Here is a 19522-nt window from a genome sequence, read left to right on the forward strand (position 1 = left end):
TTCCAAGTGAGGATATTGCGGTGTCCATTTGTGAAAAATGGACTTTCGATGGTAACTCTACCGCTCAGGGACTTGTGAAAAAAGAAAAAATGCTGCACTCTCTCCATCGCCCCGCTGCTGGGCTGGGAAAAATGCGAAGGAAGCGGTTGCCTGCCTTCTGGAATACCTCCAATGACGCGGCGTCCGCGAATGATTATCCGGAAATCCGGATTTTCCCGGCCCTGCGGTGGAATTTGGGAATACATATGCTGGACAGCACCACGATTGGCTTCAATGAAGATGTGGATGACGAGCAGGGCTGGATACGCGACTGGAAACGGAGCCGGAATCCATTGGCCCTAAACCGCATCGTGGACAAGAACCTCTCCAAGATTCAGGCCATGGCACGGCGCCGGACACGATCTCAGAATGAACGTGATGACCTGGTTTCCGCTGGCACGGAGGCCATGATCAAGGCCTTGCGCAAATACGAGCCTGCACCTGATGTTCCGTTCTTCGCCTATGCGGTCAAATTCATCCGCTCCGCGATGGCGCAGGAGGCAGCGTTTCCAAGCAGGATTGTAGATATTCCGGAAAACCGGCTGCGGACTGCGAAAGCTGGCCAGATGGATGAGGATGAAGCCGCCCTGGTCTTCGAGGCGCGCTATGTTACCGACATCGACGACCTGCATGAGGTGACCGCGTCCTCGACAGCGGTTACGGCTGAAACGTCCATGGTCAAGGACGAGATCCAGTCGGGCATCCGGAAGGTGCTCGATCTGGCCGGGGAAGCGCTGACACCTGTTGAAGCCGAAATCATCTTCAACCGGCTGTCCGAAGACGGGCCTGTGGACGAGCTCGCTGCCAAACTTGACATGTCGGTGGCGAAGATGCGAAAAATCGAAAGCCGAGCCATGGCCCGGATGAAAAATTATCTGCTCAAGCGCGGCGTGACCGCCGATTTCATGAATGCGGAGTATTGATGCAAGTCCCCTTCCTCACGATGCCGCACAATGCGCCTGCGCAAACCGCACCAGCCGCCTCATCGAGCGGGTTTGAACGTGTCCTCAACGCCGCATCGGATACAGACCCCCTGCCGGTCGCACAGGACGAGAAGCGCCCGGACGGGGATGGCGTGCCGGATGATCAGAAGGCGCCACCTGAAGAGCTCCCCCAGCCCGAAGACCTCCCGGCCGGCAATGCAGGCGGATCGGAACTTCCGGAACCGGAGGCGGCATCTGCCGGCGGCATAGAGCAAGCGCTCACTGCGCGAAATGATCCATTGCCGCAGGGCGAGCCTATTGAGGCAGTCGAAGACGCTGCTCGCGGTGAGGATATTCCCGTGTCCGTCCCCTTCAGTCCAGAAGCGGTGGCCGAACCGGCTGAGGCGGTGATTGCGGTCGGGGATGATCGCGAAGCCGCCGTTATCCCCGATGCGGATGCGGCGGCGCCCGTTGTTGCCCATGACGTTCAGTCTTTGAATGTGCGGCCGGTTGAACCTGCTCAGGACCATGAGGCTGGCTTGGCTGAGGCTGCAGCTGTGCAAGATACCGGGGCAGAAGAGGTTGTACCGGTCCAGGCCGGATCTGTGCCTGCTGCAGCCGGGGCATCTGAGGTGCATAATGCGTCGCAGCCCGGCCAAGCCCAGGCCGTATCCGGCCCCGGCAATGCGGCCATTGAGGCTGGCCTTCAGGCCCCGGCCAAGAGCCCTGATGCGGTCGGCCAGCGCGCCCTGACTGCTGGTGCCGCCCAACCGTCATCCTTTGACCGGATGGTGGATGATGCGGGCGGCAAGGGCAGCGCGCCGGAGCGGGAGATTGTAGAGGTGCGAACCGCGGGAGCGGCGAAGCCGTTACAATCCCTGCAAGCCGCATCCGCCGCTGCCTCCGGCCCCCAGTTGCAGGATACGACCATTCTTCCCCAGCAGATGCGGCTTGCGGCCGTGCAGACGGCAATGAGCCCGGAAGCCCCGCAACCGGCACCCCAGCCCAATTCCCCAATCGTGCGCCAGGTCGTTGATCAGCTGGTCCAAATTCCCACTGAGACAGGCACCGCAACGATCCGGCTGAAGCCGCACGGCATGGGCGTCATCGAGATTTCGGTGGATCGGGCGGCCGATGGCCGCCTTGAAGTGGATATGCGCGTTCAGAACCCTCTGGTGCTGGAGGCAATGCGCAATGAGCGGAGCGCGATTTCCCATCTCTTCCAGCCTTCCGGAGGCAACAGCGGGGGGTCTCTCAACATGGACCTCTTCCAGCCCGGCACCGGGCGGGGCGGCCAAGGCCAGCAGCAGGGTCAGACGCCGCGCACCGCTGACGGCTCAAGCGAAGGCCCGGACCGGGCGGAGAGCCTGGACAATTCCGGGCCAGACGATAATGCGCCGCGCAGCCAGGCCCGGTCCGCGGGCGGACTTAACATCCTGACATAAGGGGGTTCCCATGAGCATCAGCTCCATTTCCAATGCCTCGGTGGCACCGGCCTCCGATGGATCACTCTCGAAGCTTTCCGAAGATTATGAGACATTCCTCGGCTTGCTTGTTGCCCAGATCAAGAACCAGGACCCTCTGGAGCCCATGGACCCGACGCAGTTCGTGTCCCAGATCGCGACTTTGACCCAGGTTGAGCAATCTGTGAAAACCAACTCCCAGCTGGAGCAGCTGCGGTCCACGCTCGCCCTGACGGCTTCGATGTCTGAGGCGTCTTTGATCGGCCGGTCGGTCACTGTGCCCTCGAACAGCATTACTGTCGATGAGGCCGGGTCGCCGGTCAGCTTCAGTTACGAGATCGAAGGCGAGGCGGCATCAGTGACCGCGATCATCAGCGATGCCGAAGGCAACGTCCTGCGCATGATCGAGGGGCTCCCGGGGGAGGGCGGGAAGCTGAATTCTGTCACCTGGGATGGCTACGATGCACAGGGTGCCCCGATCGGTGCGGGCACCTACACCATCTCGCTTGCGGCAGAAGGCGCGTCCGGCGGGTACAACACCTATATCCGCGACACCGTGACATCTGTTTCCTACGTCGCCGGTGAGCAGCTCCTGAACCTGGCCATGGGCGGATCCGCCAGCAGTGGGGATATCGTCAAGATCGAATGAATTGGCCGCACGAATTTGCGAAAAACCGGATTGAACATTTCATTTGGGGCGGCTAGCCTCAAACTGCGAAAAGGGGAGTGAGCCGGTGCTTCGGCCCTCTCCGGACTGAAAGACCAAATGGATTGCCAATGACCCAACAAACCTCCCCGGGGGATGCTTCCGTGTCCCCTGATCCAATCGTTACTGTCTATTCCCGTCCCGCCTGCGTGCAATGCGAAGCGACCAAGCGCGCGATGACGCAGAAGGGCATTGCCTTCACAGCTGTCGACCTGACGGACAATCCTGACGCCGAGGCTGCGGTAACCGCACTTGGCCATCGCAGCCTTCCCGTTGTTGTTGCCGGCAATGAGCATTGGTCCGGATTCCAGCCCGGACGCATCGCCGGCTTGCAGACGTAAGGCCCGGGCATGCTGGGCATCGAGCAGGGCAAGATCGTCTACTGGAGCGGCAAGACCGGCAACACTGAGCGTTTTGTCTCCAAGATTGGCCTTCCCAGTATCCGGATCGCCAACCATGGGGATCCGGTGCGGGTCGAGGAGCCCTTCGTGCTCATCACGCCCACCTACGCCGATGGCCTGGGCCGCGGCGCCATTCCGAAACCCGTTGATCGATTTCTCAATGCCCCCGGCAATCGCCGTTGGCTGCTGGGGGTGATCGGCGGCGGAAATCGTAACTTCGGCCGGATGTTTGCGCAGGGTGCAACGGCCGTTTCCGTCAACTGCGGTGTGCCGGTCCTGCACCGGTTTGAGCTGGCAGGGATGCCTGCTGACGTCGACCGCGTAAGAGAAGGATTGATCAGGCTATGGACGGCTCAGTCGAAAACATCTTTGGCGGCGTAAGCGAGGATTTCTACTCGCTCAACGCCCGCCTGAAATTCACCGATCCGGACGGCAATGTCGACTTCGACGCTGACCGGCGCGCGGTGCGGCAATACTTCCTGGAGCACGTCAACCAGAACACGGTCTTCTTCCATTCGCTGGAGGAAAAACTGAACTACCTGGTCGATGAGGGCTACTACGAGAAAGAGGTCCTGGATCTCTACCCGTTCTCGTTCCTCGAGAAGATCTGGGACGCGGCCTTCGCCCATAAATTCCGCTTCCCGACCCTCATGGGGGCCTACAAGTATTACCGCTCCTATACGCTGAAGACGCGTGACGGCAAACGCTACCTGGAGCGTTTCGAAGACCGCATCTGCATGGTTGCGCTTGGACTGGCGCGTGGCGACCAGGATTTCGCGATGACTCTGATGCGGGAGATGATCTCGGGCCGCTACCAGCCGGCGACGCCGACCTTCCTCAACACCGGCAAGAAAAGCCGCGGCGAGCTGGTCTCCTGCTTCCTTCTGCGCATCGAAGACAACATGGAATCCATCGCGCGGGGCATCAACTCGGCGCTGCAGCTGTCCAAGCGCGGCGGCGGCGTAGCCCTGAACCTGACCAACCTGCGCGAGGAAGGGGCGCCGATCAAGGGCATCGAAGGCCAGTGCGCCGGTGTGATTCCGGTGATGAAGCTTCTGGAAGACAGCTTCTCCTACGCAAATCAGCTTGGCGCGCGGCCCGGCGCAGGCGCGGCCTATCTCAGCGTCCACCATCCGGATATCCTCAGGTTCCTGGACACCAAGCGTGAGAATGCGGATGAGAAGATCCGGATCAAGACCCTGTCCCTTGGTCTCGTGATCACCGATGTTTTCATGCAGGTGGCCAAGCGCAATGGCGATGTCTACCTGTTCTCTCCGCATGACGTCCAAAAGGTCTATGGCTGCGGCATGACCGAGATCTCCGTCACCGAGAAATACGACGAGATGGTGGCAGACGACCGGATCCGCAAAACCAAGGTCCGGGCCCGCAAGATCCTGGAGATCGCCGCCGCCATCCAGGCTGAAAGCGGCTACCCCTACATCGTGTTCGAGGACACGGTAAACCGCGCCAACCCGGTGGATGGCCGCGTGACCATGTCCAATCTCTGTACGGAAGTCCTGCAGGTCTCCACGCCTTCGTCTTTCACGGAAGATCTGGGCTATGAAGACACCGGCCACGATATCTCCTGCAACCTTGGCTCGCAGAACATCGCCAAGATGATGGATGGCGGGGATCTGGGAGCACCAACCCGGGCGGCGATCTTTGCCCTGACCGCCGTGAGCGAGATGAGTGCGATCGACGCTGTCCCGTCGGTGCGCCGCGGGAATGACGCGATGCACGCGATCGGGCTCGGCCAGATGAACCTGCACGGCTTTCTGGCGCGCGAAGGCATTCGCTATGACAGCCCGGAAGCGGTTGAGTTCACCAGCTGCTATTTCGCTGCAATCACCCATCATGCGATCTCGGCATCCAATGAGCTGGCACAGCAGCGCGGCCGCGCCTTTCTGGGCTTTGAAAAGAGCACCTATGCGGATGGCAGCTTCTTCGAGAAGTATGTGACCCGTGACTGGCTGCCGGCGTCGGACCGGGTGCGTGACCTGTTTGCCAAACACGGTGTGCAGCTTCCGGCACGCGCAGACTGGGAGGCGCTCAAGGAGCGCGTCATGCAGCACGGCATCTACAATGCCTACCTGCAGGCAATCGCGCCGACAGGGTCGATCTCCTACATCAACCACTCGACCTCCGCGATCCATCCGGCTCCGCAGCTGATTGAGAACCGCAAGGAAGGGAAGACCGGACTGATCTACATCCCGGCGCCGTTCCTGAGCAATGAGAACATGGCCACCTACGGCGATGCCTATTCGATCGGCTGGAAGGCAATCGTAGACGTCTATGCCGCCGCCACCGAGCATATCGACCAGGGCGCCGCAATGACGCTGTTCTTCACGCGCAACATTGATGACGGGCAGGGCGGCCGCAGGCCGATCACGACCCGCGACATCAACAAGGCGCAGATCTACGCCTACACCAAGGGGATCAAGACGATCTATTACATCCGCATGAGCGACGACAAGCTCGAGGGGATGGATGATCAGGCCGTCTGTGAATCCTGTTCCATCTGAGGGGCTTGCCATGATCAAACACGGAAACCTCGAAATCGCTGAACTGATCAGCAAAGGCATGGCCCGCTTTCCCGGCGGGCCGCCGAAGTGCCCTTTCCTTGAACCCCTTGCCGACCGCATTGCGCGCATTGCGGAAACCAAGGATGCCGCCGAGCGCGACGGTGCGGTAAGTGCGCTGATCCTGTCCCTGAGGGGAACGGAGGATGCCACCTACCTGCACAACACGCCGGTTCAGCAATTGGGGGAGGAGCTGATTGAGGCGGCTTCCGCATACGTGGATGCGTGCCTGGAGGATGGGCATACCCTTGCTCTTGGCCCCCGCATCACCCTTCGTGCTGCGCACAATCGGCTGCAGGCCGTCTATGCGGCGTTCGTTCAGCCCGAAGCGCTTGCGGAGCCTGAAGAGGCGAGCAGCGCGCCCTCACCCTGAATTCCCCATTTACGATGACGCCAGGCCGCTCCGGCAGCCTCTTCCATCAGAGGATTTGACACATGAAAGATACCATTCGCGCGATCAACTGGAACAAGATCGAAGACGAAAAGGACAGCCAGGTCTTTGACCGGATGAAAACCAACATCTGGTTTCCGGAAAAGGTCCCGGTCTCCAATGACCTGCAGGCCTGGTCGCGCCTGACCGAAGCGGAGCAGCTGCTGACCATGCGGGTTTTCACCGGGCTGACCATGCTCGATACCGTGCAGGCGCAGATCGGCGCGCCGTCGATGCTGAATGATGCGATCACGCCGCATGAAAAATCCTGCCTGTCGCTGATCCAGCTGATGGAAGAGGTGCATGCCAAGTCCTACAGCCGGATCTTTTCGACCCTGTGCTCCAGCGATGCAATCGATGAGGCATTCGCCTGGTCCGAAGAAAACGAGCATTTGCAGGCCAAGGCCCGCCTGGTGATCGATGCCTATGAGGAAGACCGGGAGCCTCTGAAGAAGAAGATCGCGTCGACCTTCCTGGAAAGTTTCCTCTTCTATTCGGGCTTCTATCTGCCGATGTATTTCTCCTCCCGCGGCAAGCTCACCAACACGGCCGACATGATCCGCCTGATCATCCGGGACGAGGCCATCCATGGCTACTACATCGGCTACAAGTTCCAGCGCGGCGCTGAGAAGGTCTCGCCGGAGAAGCGTGAGGAGCTGAAGGGCTGGGCGTTTGACCTGCTGTTTCAGCTCTACGAGATCGAGGAGCGTTACACGGAAGAGCTCTACGACGGGACTGGACTCACCGAGGATGTGAAACGCTTCCTGCAGTACAATGCCAACAAGGCCCTGCAGAACCTCGGCTATGAGCCCTTGTTCCCGGTCGGGGCGGGCGATGTGAACCCGGCCGTTCTGGCGGCCTTGACCAATGACAGCGAGAACCACGACTTCTTCTCGGGGTCCGGTTCAAGCTACCTGGTCATCCCGGTTGAAGAGACTTCCGATGCTGACTGGGATGCTGTCGCGGACGGCTGATCGAAGAGGGGAGCGCCGCAAGGTGCTCCCCGACTCACTTGCGGAGGCGGGGCCTGCGCCAAATCAGAAAAATGCGAAAAAGTAACTGACAAAATATAAAATCTCGCTATGATCTGTTCAGCCCGTTTATTTGGGCGCTCGATTGGAGTGACAAGATGATTGAAAATACTGCGGCGCCTGTGCGCCACAGGCAGCAGCCAGCGGGTCATGAGGTCCGGCCTGGCAACGGCAATCGTTGCAGCGGCTGCCTGGGCCCCGGAGGCCAGGAAAGTCTTCTGAAGCTGCGCCTCGAATTCCCTGACATCCATTTCCTGTCCGATACCGGCCGCTGCGGAAAATGCGAAAAAGTATGCGACGTGTATGACCTCGCGTTTCTCCTTCTTCTGCGCTGGCACGGATGCTTGCGCAGCAAGGGCAGCGCCGGCCTTGCTGCGGCTTATCCGGTCCGCCGTTTGCGGTGTGCAGATCCCGCGACTGCCCCCGTTATGTCTCCTGGTGAAATCCGAAAGCGTGAAGTCCTGCGCCGGCTGAGGGCGGCTGATTGATGGGGCAGCAGGTGGAGATTTCGAAGATTGGCAACCTCGTCCGCCTGGAGAGGCAGCGCCGGGGTCTGACGCAGCAGACATTGGCGGACATGGCCTCTGTCAGCAAAGGCCGGGTTGAAGCGATTGAGAATGGCCGCTGCCTCGACATGGGGCTTGGCACCGTGAGCGCGGTCATCTCGGCGCTGGGGTTTCACCTCTGCGTGCTTCGGCCGGAGTAGCTGAAAACGTCTATTTTGTCCAGTAAATTTCGCATTTTCACGATCACGTCATACAGTCTGGCGAAGTGCGAAAATAGTGATTGGAGTGACCGATGCTGAGGACGACCCTGCTATCTCTAACCGTTTGCGCCGGAGCTGCAGCAGCAAACGCGGAGGCCGGGTTTCAACCGGTAAACGATCGCCCCTTCCTGGACCTGATCGGTGAAATCGAAGGTCCGGACGGCTATGACGATATTGTCCTGGATGCACCGCTGCAGCCGCCGCGGCCGATCACACAGATGACCATCAATGAGGTCCTGGAATACCAGAGGGCGCTGCAGTTGGAGGGCTCGCATTCATCCGCAGTAGGGCGGTACCAGTTCATCCGCAAGACGCTGGCCTATATGGTCGACAAGTATGAGATCGATGGAGATCAGCTGTTCGGCAAGGTCATGCAGGATTCATTGGCCCGGCGGATGATGGTGAAATGCGACTTCTACGAGGCTGATGCGAGTGAGAGCCGGGTGGGAAATTGCCTGGCCAGGGCCTGGGCGTCGCTGCCAATGATGTCCGGCGAGAAAGCCGGTCAATCCTACTATGGAGAGGTTGGCACAAACAAAGCGCATGCGACCAGGAGCGAGGTCCTGGTGGCCTTGCGGCAGCGGTTCGCTGAAGATCCTCTTCCGGAATATGAGGTGGCCTCCAATGACCCCCTGCCGGTGATCCGAAATACCAGGGGCTCAAAGGTCGCGGACCGCATTCCGCTGGAGCCGTGAATTATGTGAATATCTGAAGGTGTGGTCTGATATTCGCATTGAATTCGGATATGCTCGCCTCCAGTTGATCTTCGAAGGCAAGAATGGAGCCGATAATGACCCTTGATCCCTGCAAGACCGGCCGCAGGAGCTTTCTCACCGCTGCAGCTGCCGCGGGCCTTGTCGCCATGTCCGGCGCCGCTGTTGCAAGCTCGGAGCCGGTCGACCCCTGGGTGACCCGCGAGCTTTACACCTGGGAAAAGCACCGCCTGGCCACGCTGGCGGAGAAGCTGAACGACACGCTGGCCGATCTGCCGGTCGAAACCAGGGTTCTCCCCGGCCACCTGCGGGTCCGCATTCCGGCCAGCCTGGCCTATGTTCCCGGAAAAGATGCGCTGAACCCGGATGGGGTTGCAGTTCTGACACTCGTCGCTGAGAAGCTGGCCGATCAGAAGCGCGTCAGCGTGGAGATCGTGGGTCATCATGACACCCGCGCCAATGACTACGAAGCCTACGTCTTCACTCAGCGCCGGGCGGTCGCGGCCAAATCAGCATTGGAAAGCAGGGGGATTTCCCCGGCACGGCTCAAGGCCACCGGCCTGGGGATGAAGTTCCCCTTCACAGACGGCGGTTCCGCGGAAAATCAGCGGATCGAACTGATCATCCGGCCGGTCTGACGTGAAGGGTGACAGCCTTCTGAGCCAGGGGCGCCGGACAGGCGCCCCGTCCGGTGCTTTCGAGGTCTGGGTTGAAGTCAGATGCTCGACCTGTCCGGAACAGATCGCGGGCGCATATGCCACCCGCAGCATCCCGCATCGTGAAATTGAGGAGGCTGGCCGCCGGGCGGGCGCCGTTCTTGTTGACGGCCGCTGGCTCTGCAGGTGCTGCGCCGGGAAGATCCTGGAGAGAAAAAGGGCCGCGCAGGGCCTAAAATGAGCTGCCATGCATTTGATCAATTGAAGAGTGCTGGGCTAGCGCCTAGAAATTATCCATGAAACGAAGCGAAACCGGGCGCGACCCGGTCAGCACAGAGGCCGGTTGAAATCCGGAAAGGAGACATCATGAGCAACATGACCAAATCAGATTACGTAGGGGCGATTGCTGAAAAGGCAGGCGTGACGAAGGCCGAGGCGGAAAAGATCGTGAATGCGATCGACGAGGTGACCCGCGAGCAGGTTGCCGGCGGCGCGACTGTTCCGATCCCGGGCGTGGGTAAAGTCGCGGCGGTCGACAAGCCCGAGCGCACCATGCGCAACCCGGCCACTGGCGAGAACTTCGTCAAGGCCGCGCACAAGGCGCCGAAGGTCACCATCGGCAAGGCGCTGAAGGATGCGGTCAACGCCTGATCAGCCCGGATCTCAAGATGAGAAAGGCCCGCTGGCTTGCGGGCCTTCTTTTTTTGGAGCGATGGCAATCGTATTTGCACGGTTGGATCGGAATACGCCTGCAAAGTGGCTTGTGCTGGTCACTCAACGATTACGTCGACCTTTTCCATCTGGTAGCTCGGACGCCACCAGATGTCTCCTCCACCGTGTCTGTCCAGCGGATACACCCGGCCATCAAAACAGACTTTGTCAGGAGTTTGCTCGGTAATCCTGGCGTACGTACGGTGATCAATTGCACCTACCCTAGTGGAGATGTTTATGCTTGCGGAGCCAGGGACGACTGACCAGCCATTAGGTGGGTAGTCGCACATGCCAAGTATCGAATGTTCCCTTCCATCGCCCATATTTGCCAGGCGCCATCTTTTGCCCGAATGAGGGCCATCTATGAATGCGGTCACTCGCGTAGTCTCAATTTTGACCGTCGGGACCCAATATATTACGGCGTTTGAGGAGGTTCCGCCAATGTTTGCAATGACGCGGACGTCTTCACCCGGCTCACGCCTCACCACTGTGGTGTAAGACGTGCCCGTTGAAAACGTATCTGGCAGCGCGCTCGTAAATTCACCATTGACCACCTGGATATCTGCTGGTGCCTCGGTTGGACCGCCGGCCGACGCGTTCCAAGAGACCTCGACAGTTATCTCCCGGTGAGTTGCGTCGAAAGCATAAACCACCGTGCCCGTGCGATTGGCTCCGCGCATGCAAATGTCGAAAGCAGCTACTGCGTTTCTGGAGAGCTTTTGCGTCGACATGCTAACCAGCCTGTTGCTGGAAAACTGCGCTGCAAACGACGAAGTTACAGTCTCCAGAACCCTTTTCTGACCTTCACCTGTCAGGTCCACTGGGACACCTTTGATCGGAACGGTAATCCCGGCTGCCCATTTGTCAGAGGAGTCAAGACTTCGGCTGTACGCGCTGGCAAGGGCAAGGTGCGTTGCATCGTTTATATTGATTGCACCGACGTCTTGAATCAATGTTTCAAAACAATCGGTCTTTGCAAAGCTGATTGAAGGTAGTCCCAACAGCACTATTAAGGTGATCAATTTATTCATGTACCCCTCCATTTTGTGACAGCTATAGCACAAAATTTGGAATTTTGCATGATGCTGGCGCTGATGGCCTTCAAGGCTGGTATTGGCCTCTGGAATTCAGCTGTTATCGGTCCTTCGTAGTTGCATTATTTTGGCGCCTGTCGGAGTACAGGAATACAACGTAATGCTTTCCGGCCGTGGGTTTATTTGGCTGCGGCAGCTCCTCACCGCTTGGGTAATCTGGTTCAATAAATAATGTTCAGCTTCAACGAATTCCTGCAGAGGATCGGCCTCGACCCGGCGCGGACGCGCCTCTTGCGCCATAAAAAAGGGGAAAGCGTCGCTGCATGGCGCCGCGGCCGGGAGCGGGCCTTCGGTTGTTTTGCCAGCTTTCAGACGCTCAACAACTCCCCCTACAACGGCAACGTCACCCATGCTTGCCACTTCTTGCCTGGTCCTGGCCGTCCCGATCAGTCCCACACCGCGCTGTTCCTCGGCACCACACGCATCCTCGGCCGATGGCGCTGGGACGGCAACCGCATGCCAGCCATTCAGGACGCCGAGGTTATTGAAGGCGAGCGTGGGAACGAGGACGTGGAAGCTTTTGATCTGGAATGGATCGAGCCTGGCCATGACTACTCGGAGCGGATGCTAATCCACTGGGGCAGGAACGCCCGCACCTGGTCGCAATGGGCCGGCGAGCAGCCGAAAGACATCCTGGAAATCCGCCTCACGGCGCAAGAGCCGCCTTTTCCGGGTTTCTCAGCCTTCCTCTCGCGGATCAGCGAGATCCAGAAATTCCCCGCGAGCTGGCTCAATGCGCTCAGCTCAGTGGGCGGCATCTACTTGCTGGTGGCGGATAACGGCGATCAATACGTTGGTTCGGCCGCGGGGCAGGATGGCTTCCTCGGACGGTGGTGCCACTATGCGGCCAACGGAAATGGCGGCAACCGGCTTCTCATCGAGCGCGGCCATCGGGACTATCAGATCTCGATCCTGGAGGTTGCATCACCCGATATGGCCGCGGCCGACATTATCAGGCGCGAGAGCTTTTGGAAGGACAAGCTTGGCGCCAGGGCTCATGGTCTGAACGCCAACTGATCCCGCTGCTATCCCATGTCAAACTCCGGCTCCTGCCGGGGGTCATAGATCAGCTGCCTTGCGTCGGTCAGGAGGCCGTGGACTTTTTCGCCCAGGTAGCCGGTAAAGCCGGGCCGTTCAAAGGTGTTCCGGCGCGCGGCGGGGGCAATGAAGCGGGACATCTCGTTTGTGAACTCCCGGGACGCCACTGTTTCCCTGATACTGTCGATCCGCTGGTCGATCAGATCCTTGTAATCCTCAATCCCGTAATCCTCGATCTTGCTGCAAATCAGCTCTGGCCGGACCTCGGCGCCCTTTCCAGAAAGCCATTGCAGGTCCCAGATATCCCGGTGCCGCTTGTAGGTCGTGCAGGCCACAAGGGAGACGATCTTGTCGGCCAGGATCTCGTCCAGAGTCTCCGTGCCGATCAGGATGTCATCATACCCATCGGGCAGCATGTTGTAATTTCGCATTGGGGAGCGCAGCTCCGAGGTGTATGCGGGAACATTCGCCACCTCGAATTTGATCTTCTGCTGCGGCAGGTCAGGGCGCCCGGGGTTGGTGATCACTGAAATCTGCCAGCGGTCAGTCTTCACCCCGAAATAGGTCGCATCCTCCCGCATCTCCTTTGGGTTCTTCACCCGGATATCCAAGAGGTAGCGCTGCGAGATATGGGCCTCAACACAGTCCCGGATCTCCTTCAGCTGCGATGGCGCAAAGTTGCGGCCGCCGACGAAATCGAGATCCTCGGAAAAACGCGGCGCCCGGTGGCACAGGCGCAGCGAGGTCCCGCCCTGGAAGGTCAGGTTTTCCAGCAGCCCTTCGCGATCCAGGGCGAAGAGGATGTCATAATGCAGCAGCTCCTTCTCAACGACCGGGCGGAGACCGGAGAGCTCGGGGTCACGCATTGCGTGATCAACAACTTCATTAAAACTCGGCATCAAGACTCTCCTCTTCCACCTCGGGTGTGACCAGGTGCGTGTTGCGCCCGACACGGCGCAGATCCCGCAGGGCCCGGTCGGGGGATGCAATTTTCAAGGGGCGGCCAACATCCTGAAGCTGGTCGAAGAATTCGCTCCAGGGCTGATGGGTATGGGTGAATTCGATATCGCCCCAAGGTGTTTTGAATTCTCCGGATCGGCCGGTTGTCATAACCGTCAGCCGTCCCACCGGGATCTGGGAGATCCATCCGTGTTCGGACAGAGCGCACTCCAGGCTCACATAGTTGTGGGAACCGCGGCGGATCGTTCGTGCAATTTCCTCCACCAGGTTGGTGGTCGGCTGGCTGGTCCTGTTGAAGACGTAAATGCCGCGCGCGGCGCGCTTGATTACTGGCTGGTCCGCCGCCGCGAACTTCCGCAGTTGCACGAGGAAGGAGTCATACTTCCCTTGGGGGAACAGTTTTCGCAAATCGCCCGTTGTAAAGACGCGCCGCCCTTTCCGGTCCCAGTCTTCCAGTTTCTTATGCAGGTCAGCTAGCTTCATTTTCTGGATAACTCATCGCGAACGCAGCCAATTGGCTACACTTCTGTCAAGATATTGACGATGTGCGAAAAAACAAAACGGCATTTGATCCGGCAAGCCGCAGGGAGGCGAAACAGACAGGCATAATGTGCGCTCGGGCGAACATTGTGCCGCTCTGTGTTCACCAGAGATAGCATTGAGAAATACCAATGCCGAACTCGCAGATTGCAAGGGGCTGGTAGCGGCTTGAAGCGATCAATCCGCCTGCAGCGAGTTCAGGACCTTGATGATCTCGGAGCCAAGACTGCGTGTGTTCTTGGCCCTGCCCATCGAGTTCAGCAGCTCAACACCAATATCCGATGCGATCGGCCGCAAGGCGGGCTTGGTCACCGGAACCAGCTGGCCGTTTTCAAAGGCGATGATCGTGCCATTCTCGAGCTGCGCCACGCGCATGTCCCGCCAGGTTGCGCTGGCCACTTCCGCAAGTTCCGAGATCGGTTTGGCGGGCGGCTTCAGGATGGCGTTGACCGGAAGGTAGACCCCACCTGCCACTTCCCTCAGCTCGCTTTTCAGTTCCTCAACTGAGCAGTCGAGCAGTTCCTTGATGGAGGGCTCATCTTCTTCAATGCAGATCTGAAGGACCATAACGCGGGTCGCATGATCAAGCGTGTTGGCATTGAAGTTGATCCGCGTCGAGGATGTGAAGGTCTTCACCGAAATCTTCTCGCCCTCAGCGGAGACGACGTCGTATCCGGCTTGGTTGACCGATAAGGCCAGCTGACCGCGCGTGATCATTGCGGCGTAAAGCTCTCCGATCCGGCCGGTCAGGTGGCGCAGCTCTGCAATCGGAGCGCCCCAGGCGAGCTCCTTTTCAAACCATTGAAGCGCCTCAGACAGGGAGCGGATGATCTGTGTTTGGCTCAGGCTCATTCCGGCACCACATAGGCAACGGGGCCGAGGTTGGTGTTCAGGAACCAGTCGCGGTGCTTCAGGTCGCCGTCGGCAATGTAGAGCTTGCGGATCAGGTACCGTTTCTCTTCCCCGTCGGAGGTCATGACCATCACCGGGCCGTCCGGGGTTTCGGCGATCGAGATATCGGGATCCTGGGCTGCGATACTCTCGATGACCCCCATCATCTGGTAGGGATCGGTCACCCGCTCGATCTTGAAGTAGCAGACGCCCTCAAAGCCGCCGATTGCGACGGCGGTAATGGCGCCGATGAGGATCGTCGCTGGCGCCATCGCAATTCCTGCGGCCGTTGCGCCCGCGCCGGCCGAACCCGCCACAATGCCGGTTGTCCCCGCCGCGGAGGCGCCGGCGGCGGTCGATCCCAGCATCGTCAGCCCGGATGTGGAATGAACAAGCGTGTAGTACCCGGCCGCCTGCAGCCCCGCGCCCGTGGCCGCGGCTCCGCCGCCCAGGGCGGCTGCGGCGGCGCTCGCCGTTTTCCCGGCAAGTTTCGAGGGCCGGTAGTCGCAAGCGTCGGCAAGGGCGGGGGAGGCGGCCAAACTGAAGGCCGTGAGGCAAACCATAGAGCGCAATAAGGGCATCAATCAAATTCCAGAGAAATGGACTGTGCCCCATTGCTACACGCAATGATGGCGGCCCGTCGAGACTGCCTGGCAGCGCGGGCTGCCGAAACGAGCATCCGGCGCCTCGGAGATCGAGGTATCCGATTCCTGGGTGGCGATGATCCCACGACCTAGTACGGCGCTGACCCGGCTTCCGCTACCCATGCGCAACAATACTTCATTGCATCTTCCACTACTGCCGCTCTGTGCTTATCATTCACGATGTTTCGAGGCGCGGAGGGGGATATGGCTGCTGCCAAAACAATTCGATCAACCAATTTCGGAAAGTATGAGCTCCGACTCGTTGAGCAGAATGGGGTCTTCTATGGCCTTGCTAATGGCAAAATATGCTCCGAGGGAAATGATCGAGATCGGGTGTGGTTGGCACTGCATGATGAAGCAGGGAAGTCGGATCCGCGGTATTTTGGGTATGCGGGAGCAAAGAGCCGTTTTTTGAAGTTCTTTCCCGCGGGATTTCAATCAGATGGCTACGCGAACCAGGAGCGGGACTACAAAGTTGCAGCCAAACGGAAACTCGATGAGGTCGCACCTCTCGAGGGGGTGTTGAGCGGCTCAGGGTATGGCGAAGCGGTCCTTTCAGTTTTCCGAGCTACCAACATGCTATCCCCATTTGAGAAGACTAAACTGCAGGAAATTCTGCGTGGTCCCGACGCAGACAAAATTGTCCAAGCTGTCGCTGAGTTCGCCACGAAGGCGAACAGAAATACGCTCGCGCGCCTTGAGGCGGCGCTGAAGCCTTATGATGCGGCAAAGTGGACATTCGCGACCTATCTACCCTACTTATGGCAGCCTGATCGACACATGTTCTTGAAGCCTGAGGTTACAAAGGACTACGCGGCTCGAGTCGGTCATCCACTTGCTTCAGTGTATGAGGCGCGCCTGGACTTCGCAGTATATTCCAGCCTCCTTGATCTTGCCTCAAGAACGAGCGACGAGCTGAGCGATTTACGGCCTCGCGATAGGATCGACATTCAGAGCTTTATTTGGGTCGTCGGCGCATATCGTGAGGAGCAAGAAGATGTCTGATTTTGATGGTGGGTTCGTGCCTTCATTAGCCTAAGGCGGAATAGAGCAGGAATGGCCGCCTTAACCGGGCTGCGCCGCTGGCCACACGCAATGATGGCGGCCCGTCGAGACTGCCTGGCAGCGCAGACTGCCGCAGCCCGGACCTATTTCAGGATCTGCTCCCGGATAAGCGTGAAGCTCAAAGAGGCAAACAGGTAGATGCCAAGGAAGGCGGCAAAAGCCATGAGCGTGTGGATGAGCGGCCGCGGGTATTCCGGCGCCCCCGGCAGGACCGGCTCAACCCCAAGCGCAAGATAGCGGACCTGCCGCCCAGCATCGGAGCGGGCGCGCTCAAGCGCCAGGACGCTCTCGGTCTGAATCTTCTGCCGCGCCTCCAGCTCCGCCTGCAGGACCGCGAGCTCGGCCTGGGCGCGCGCGATCGACACGCCATTCTCGGAAGCATCCGTAATCCGGGCGCGCTGAGCGGCAAGGCTCTCTTCCAGGAGGCGGATCTTCTGGTTCGCCAGGTCAATCTTGGTCGTGTTCGGCCGCCGGTTGGACAGGAGCTGGGCGCGCGCGAGGCGCGCCTCCGCCAGATCCGCCTCGATGGCGCCGATCTGCTGATGCAGCAGATCCATCTCAAGATCGCCTGACAGCACGGAAAAGTCCTGCTGGAGCCCGATCAGCTTCTGCTGCGTCTCCGCCACCGCCTGATCGGCCCGCGCCCGGGCGTTCGCCGCGGTGTCGACGTGATCATCGCGCAGCTTGGCCGTCATGTGATCGAGGTGCCCCTCGGCCAGCGACAGGAGCGTCAGGGAGATGCTGCGGCTGATTTCCGGGTCAGCGGCCGACACCTGCATGCGCAAAATGCCCTCTGAAGGATCAAAGCTGACCTTCACGTGGCGCAGGAAGGAGCGGTAGATGTCCTCTGAGGTGGCGTCTTCCGAGATCCGCCTGAAAAGGTCGATTCCGGGTCCGGAAAAATGATCGGCGAAACCTTCCGCTTCATCCATCTGCGCAAATGCGGCCCGCGACGTCAGATACCCCTGAACAGAAATGGCATCCTGGTTTCCCGGAAGGGCGGGGCCGCTCATGCCGGCGGCAGGACCGTTCGGCGTGCCGATGTTTTCAGCCCCCTGGATGACAAACTCTGAATGGGTCACATACAAGGGGGTGGCGATCGTGGAGAAATACACGGCTGCCGCGACCGTTGGCGCCGCCACAAATGCCGCCAGACGCCCGAGCGCCCGGATGCCTTTCTTCCGGGATTGGGCGGCAAGGTCCGGCTCTTCACCGCCATGGGGAAGCAGGTCGGGCAGCCGGTCCCTCTTCGCCGGCGTCGGACGCACAATCGCGCCGCTGGCACGGAGCGCCCGGATTGCATCGTAATCGCTTGTGAACCGCAGACGCCGGTCTCTGGCGGCCGCCCGGGCCCGCGCGAGGTCGGCGGCGCTGAACCCCTCGCTGCGGATTGCATCGAGGGCCCGGATCATATCCGGATCCGGACGGGCCGGAAGTGCATGGACGGTGGCTGCGCTCTTCAGGGGTGCTGTCATCTGTTTCATCCCGCGTCAGGCAGCTTCAGGGCTGCGGGTGTCAGGGGCGCAGGCGCAGTCCCGGCCGGGACGGTCACCTGATCTTTCACGAGCGGCAGGAAAGGAGCAATCACCGCAAATTCTTCAGTGCGCGACAGATCGGATTTTCGCCGAATGACGTGGGCGCCAATCATGGCGAGCGACACCAGGCTTGGCAGCAATTCCATCTGCTCCGCAGACAGGCTGACATGGCCGCCGTTCGCCAAACTCATCACAAGTCCTCGTCGCAGGAGGCGCAGAAGCCCGCGTTGCGCTCTTCGACGAATTCCAGGTCTCCGCAGCGGAACCACCACTCGCAGCCGCCGCAACGCTCAACAGCATGGGCGCCGTCCAGCAGACGATCTTCCAGATCGTCTTCGCTGACGTCGAGACCGTGGCGTTCAATGAGCCCGGTCAGGCTCGTGCATGTTCCCTCCAGCTCTTCCTGGAGCTCTTCGAGAACCTGATCCGAAATTTCGCTCATGGCAGATATTCCTCCTTGCGAACATAGTGAAAGCGGTACGCGCCGCCTGCGGCCTCCAGGGCCAGGAGCTGGGGCAGGTAACCGGTTCCCATATCCAGGCTGATCCGGGCGTGCGTGGAGACATGATCCGCAAGGTCCGCGGCTTCCTTCCCGGACTCGATCCCATTTTCGCACATCACCGTGTGCCCGTGGACAACGATTTCCCGGCGGGCCTTATCCCAGCCTCCCTTCCACAGAAGGAACTCACGGCGCAGGCAGGCCCAGTGGACCCGCGGAGCGCTGGCCAGGGGCTGGGCCAGAAAGCGCTCCCGCTCACCTTCCGGGTCAGGACCCACCGGCGGGCGAAGGCCTCCATGCAGCAGCAGGAGATCCCCGGACTTATAGTGGCCGGGTGCGGTGCGCAGGAAGTCCAGATAGCCAGCCGGAAGAGCTTGACGAAGCTGTTCACGGATTTCCTCTTGGGAGGCCGTCATGTGCCCAGGCAGCTCCGCCACCATGCTGCTGCCGCCGCAATCGAACCAATGGTTGAAGGCGGTGGTTTCTAGCGGGAGATCCAGACCATCCAGCAGCATCCCCTCATGGTTTCCGGGAAGTTTGATCCGCTTGTCGCATTGTTTTTTCGCATCCAGCGCCAGCTGAATGGCGCGGAAGCTTTCCGGCCCGCGGTCAATAAGGTCGCCCAGGAATGCAATGGTGCGCGGACGCCCGTTTCCCGGAACCCGCGCGATCAGGGCCAGCATGTGCTCCAGGAGGTCGGCGCGACCGTGAATGTCCGGGATAACGAACAGATGCTCATCTGTCCGGGTTCCGTTCTCAAACGCCTTCCAGGCTGTGGTCTCATCATCAAAATGCATCGGGCGCACTCCTTGGGCGCGGTACGGGTTCTGCAGGTCCC

General features: G+C 59.9%; 24 protein-coding genes. 14 read left to right on the plus strand and 10 right to left on the minus strand.

Features of this window, described 5'->3' with window-relative positions; all coding sequences use genetic code 11:
• Positions 1–20 precede the first annotated feature (20 nt).
• Complete coding sequence (locus CAER_RS0105945) at positions 21–962, plus strand: sigma-70 family RNA polymerase sigma factor (protein WP_154667722.1); 942 nt, start codon at positions 21–23, stop codon at positions 960–962.
• A gap of 59 nt (positions 963–1021) precedes the next feature.
• Here CAER_RS0105945 and CAER_RS0105950 read toward each other — a convergent pair whose 3' ends face one another.
• Positions 1022–1732 (minus strand): hypothetical protein, encoded by a 711-nt coding sequence (locus CAER_RS0105950; RefSeq protein WP_154667723.1) that lies wholly within the window; start codon positions 1730–1732, stop codon positions 1022–1024.
• A 21-nt stretch (positions 1733–1753) separates the two neighbouring features.
• Here CAER_RS0105950 and CAER_RS0105955 point away from each other — a divergent pair, with 21 nt between their 5' ends.
• From CAER_RS0105955 to CAER_RS0106005, 11 genes are all read left to right on the plus strand, one after another.
• Entirely contained in the window at positions 1754–2407 is a 654-nt protein-coding gene (locus tag CAER_RS0105955) for a hypothetical protein (RefSeq protein ID WP_154667724.1), read from the plus strand.
• Positions 2408–2417: 10 nt separating this feature from the next.
• Positions 2418–3074 carry a flagellar hook assembly protein FlgD gene (locus tag CAER_RS0105960; protein WP_027234489.1) on the plus strand — a complete coding sequence of 219 codons (657 nt, stop codon included), beginning with the start codon at positions 2418–2420 and terminating at the stop codon, positions 3072–3074.
• A 128-nt stretch (positions 3075–3202) separates the two neighbouring features.
• The gene (gene nrdH / locus CAER_RS0105965) at positions 3203–3472 is read left to right on the plus strand and encodes a glutaredoxin-like protein NrdH (protein WP_051357729.1); all 270 of its coding nucleotides are present in this window, start codon (positions 3203–3205) and stop codon (positions 3470–3472) included.
• Positions 3473–3481: 9 nt separating this feature from the next.
• Entirely contained in the window at positions 3482–3913 is a 432-nt protein-coding gene (nrdI, locus tag CAER_RS0105970; RefSeq protein ID WP_027234491.1) for a class Ib ribonucleoside-diphosphate reductase assembly flavoprotein NrdI, read from the plus strand.
• Positions 3877–6054, plus strand: a complete 2178-nt coding sequence (gene nrdE, locus CAER_RS0105975) for a class 1b ribonucleoside-diphosphate reductase subunit alpha (protein ID WP_051357730.1) — start codon at positions 3877–3879, stop codon at positions 6052–6054. Before nrdI ends, nrdE begins: the two co-directional genes overlap by 37 nt.
• Before the next feature lie 10 nt (positions 6055–6064).
• The gene (locus CAER_RS0105980; protein ID WP_027234493.1) at positions 6065–6484 is read left to right on the plus strand and encodes a hypothetical protein; all 420 of its coding nucleotides are present in this window, start codon (positions 6065–6067) and stop codon (positions 6482–6484) included.
• Positions 6485–6546: 62 nt separating this feature from the next.
• The gene (gene nrdF / locus CAER_RS0105985) at positions 6547–7515 is read left to right on the plus strand and encodes a class 1b ribonucleoside-diphosphate reductase subunit beta (RefSeq protein ID WP_027234494.1); all 969 of its coding nucleotides are present in this window, start codon (positions 6547–6549) and stop codon (positions 7513–7515) included.
• A gap of 544 nt (positions 7516–8059) precedes the next feature.
• Positions 8060–8278: a helix-turn-helix domain-containing protein gene (locus CAER_RS0105990; RefSeq protein ID WP_027234495.1), complete on the plus strand. Its 219-nt coding sequence runs from the start codon at positions 8060–8062 to the stop codon at positions 8276–8278.
• A 92-nt stretch (positions 8279–8370) separates the two neighbouring features.
• Entirely contained in the window at positions 8371–9033 is a 663-nt protein-coding gene (locus CAER_RS0105995) for a lysozyme family protein (RefSeq protein ID WP_027234496.1), read from the plus strand.
• Positions 9034–9128: 95 nt separating this feature from the next.
• Positions 9129–9689: an OmpA family protein gene (locus CAER_RS0106000; protein ID WP_027234497.1), complete on the plus strand. Its 561-nt coding sequence runs from the start codon at positions 9129–9131 to the stop codon at positions 9687–9689.
• Between the two features lie 384 nt (positions 9690–10073).
• Positions 10074–10358, plus strand: coding sequence for an HU family DNA-binding protein (locus CAER_RS0106005; protein ID WP_051357731.1), 285 nt, complete (start codon positions 10074–10076; stop codon positions 10356–10358).
• Positions 10359–10477: 119 nt separating this feature from the next.
• Here CAER_RS0106005 and CAER_RS0106010 read toward each other — a convergent pair whose 3' ends face one another.
• Positions 10478–11449, minus strand: coding sequence for a hypothetical protein (locus CAER_RS0106010; RefSeq protein ID WP_154667725.1), 972 nt, complete (start codon positions 11447–11449; stop codon positions 10478–10480).
• A 234-nt stretch (positions 11450–11683) separates the two neighbouring features.
• Between CAER_RS0106010 and CAER_RS0106015 the strand changes: the two genes are divergently transcribed.
• Positions 11684–12529: a GIY-YIG nuclease family protein gene (locus tag CAER_RS0106015; RefSeq protein WP_027234500.1), complete on the plus strand. Its 846-nt coding sequence runs from the start codon at positions 11684–11686 to the stop codon at positions 12527–12529.
• Between the two features lie 8 nt (positions 12530–12537).
• On the opposite strand, the gene CAER_RS0106020 is transcribed toward CAER_RS0106015, so the two are convergent.
• From CAER_RS0106020 to CAER_RS27655, 4 genes are all read right to left on the minus strand, one after another.
• Positions 12538–13449, minus strand: coding sequence for a nucleotidyl transferase AbiEii/AbiGii toxin family protein (locus CAER_RS0106020; RefSeq protein WP_027234501.1), 912 nt, complete (start codon positions 13447–13449; stop codon positions 12538–12540).
• A complete protein-coding gene (gene abiEi / locus CAER_RS0106025; RefSeq protein ID WP_027234502.1) occupies positions 13436–13993 on the minus strand; it encodes a type IV toxin-antitoxin system AbiEi family antitoxin in 558 nt (185 codons plus the stop codon). Before abiEi ends, CAER_RS0106020 begins: the two co-directional genes overlap by 14 nt.
• Before the next feature lie 234 nt (positions 13994–14227).
• A complete protein-coding gene (locus CAER_RS0106030) occupies positions 14228–14902 on the minus strand; it encodes a DUF6998 domain-containing protein (RefSeq protein WP_027234503.1) in 675 nt (224 codons plus the stop codon).
• On the minus strand, positions 14899–15480 hold the full coding sequence (locus tag CAER_RS27655) for a hypothetical protein (RefSeq protein ID WP_154667726.1): 582 nt from the start codon (positions 15478–15480) through the stop codon (positions 14899–14901). The genes CAER_RS0106030 and CAER_RS27655 overlap by 4 nt, the downstream gene beginning before the upstream one ends.
• A gap of 309 nt (positions 15481–15789) precedes the next feature.
• Between CAER_RS27655 and CAER_RS0106040 the strand changes: the two genes are divergently transcribed.
• The gene (locus CAER_RS0106040; protein WP_027234504.1) at positions 15790–16590 is read left to right on the plus strand and encodes a hypothetical protein; all 801 of its coding nucleotides are present in this window, start codon (positions 15790–15792) and stop codon (positions 16588–16590) included.
• Between the two features lie 143 nt (positions 16591–16733).
• Here the strand turns inward: CAER_RS0106040 and CAER_RS0106045 are convergent, their stop codons facing one another.
• Genes CAER_RS0106045 through CAER_RS28850 form a run of 4 tightly spaced genes read right to left on the minus strand, consistent with a single transcriptional unit; the run spans position 16734 to position 19481 of the window.
• Positions 16734–18125, minus strand: a complete 1392-nt coding sequence (locus tag CAER_RS0106045; protein WP_154667727.1) for a hypothetical protein — start codon at positions 18123–18125, stop codon at positions 16734–16736.
• Positions 18126–18130: 5 nt separating this feature from the next.
• Positions 18131–18376, minus strand: a complete 246-nt coding sequence (locus CAER_RS0106050; protein WP_027234506.1) for a hypothetical protein — start codon at positions 18374–18376, stop codon at positions 18131–18133.
• Positions 18376–18627, minus strand: a complete 252-nt coding sequence (locus tag CAER_RS0106055; protein WP_027234507.1) for a hypothetical protein — start codon at positions 18625–18627, stop codon at positions 18376–18378. Before CAER_RS0106055 ends, CAER_RS0106050 begins: the two co-directional genes overlap by 1 nt.
• Positions 18624–19481, minus strand: a complete 858-nt coding sequence (locus CAER_RS28850; protein WP_027234508.1) for a metallophosphoesterase — start codon at positions 19479–19481, stop codon at positions 18624–18626. Before CAER_RS28850 ends, CAER_RS0106055 begins: the two co-directional genes overlap by 4 nt.
• Positions 19482–19522: the final 41 nt, after the last annotated feature.

The organism is Leisingera caerulea DSM 24564, from assembly GCF_000473325.1.
GTDB lineage: Bacteria > Pseudomonadota > Alphaproteobacteria > Rhodobacterales > Rhodobacteraceae > Leisingera > Leisingera caerulea.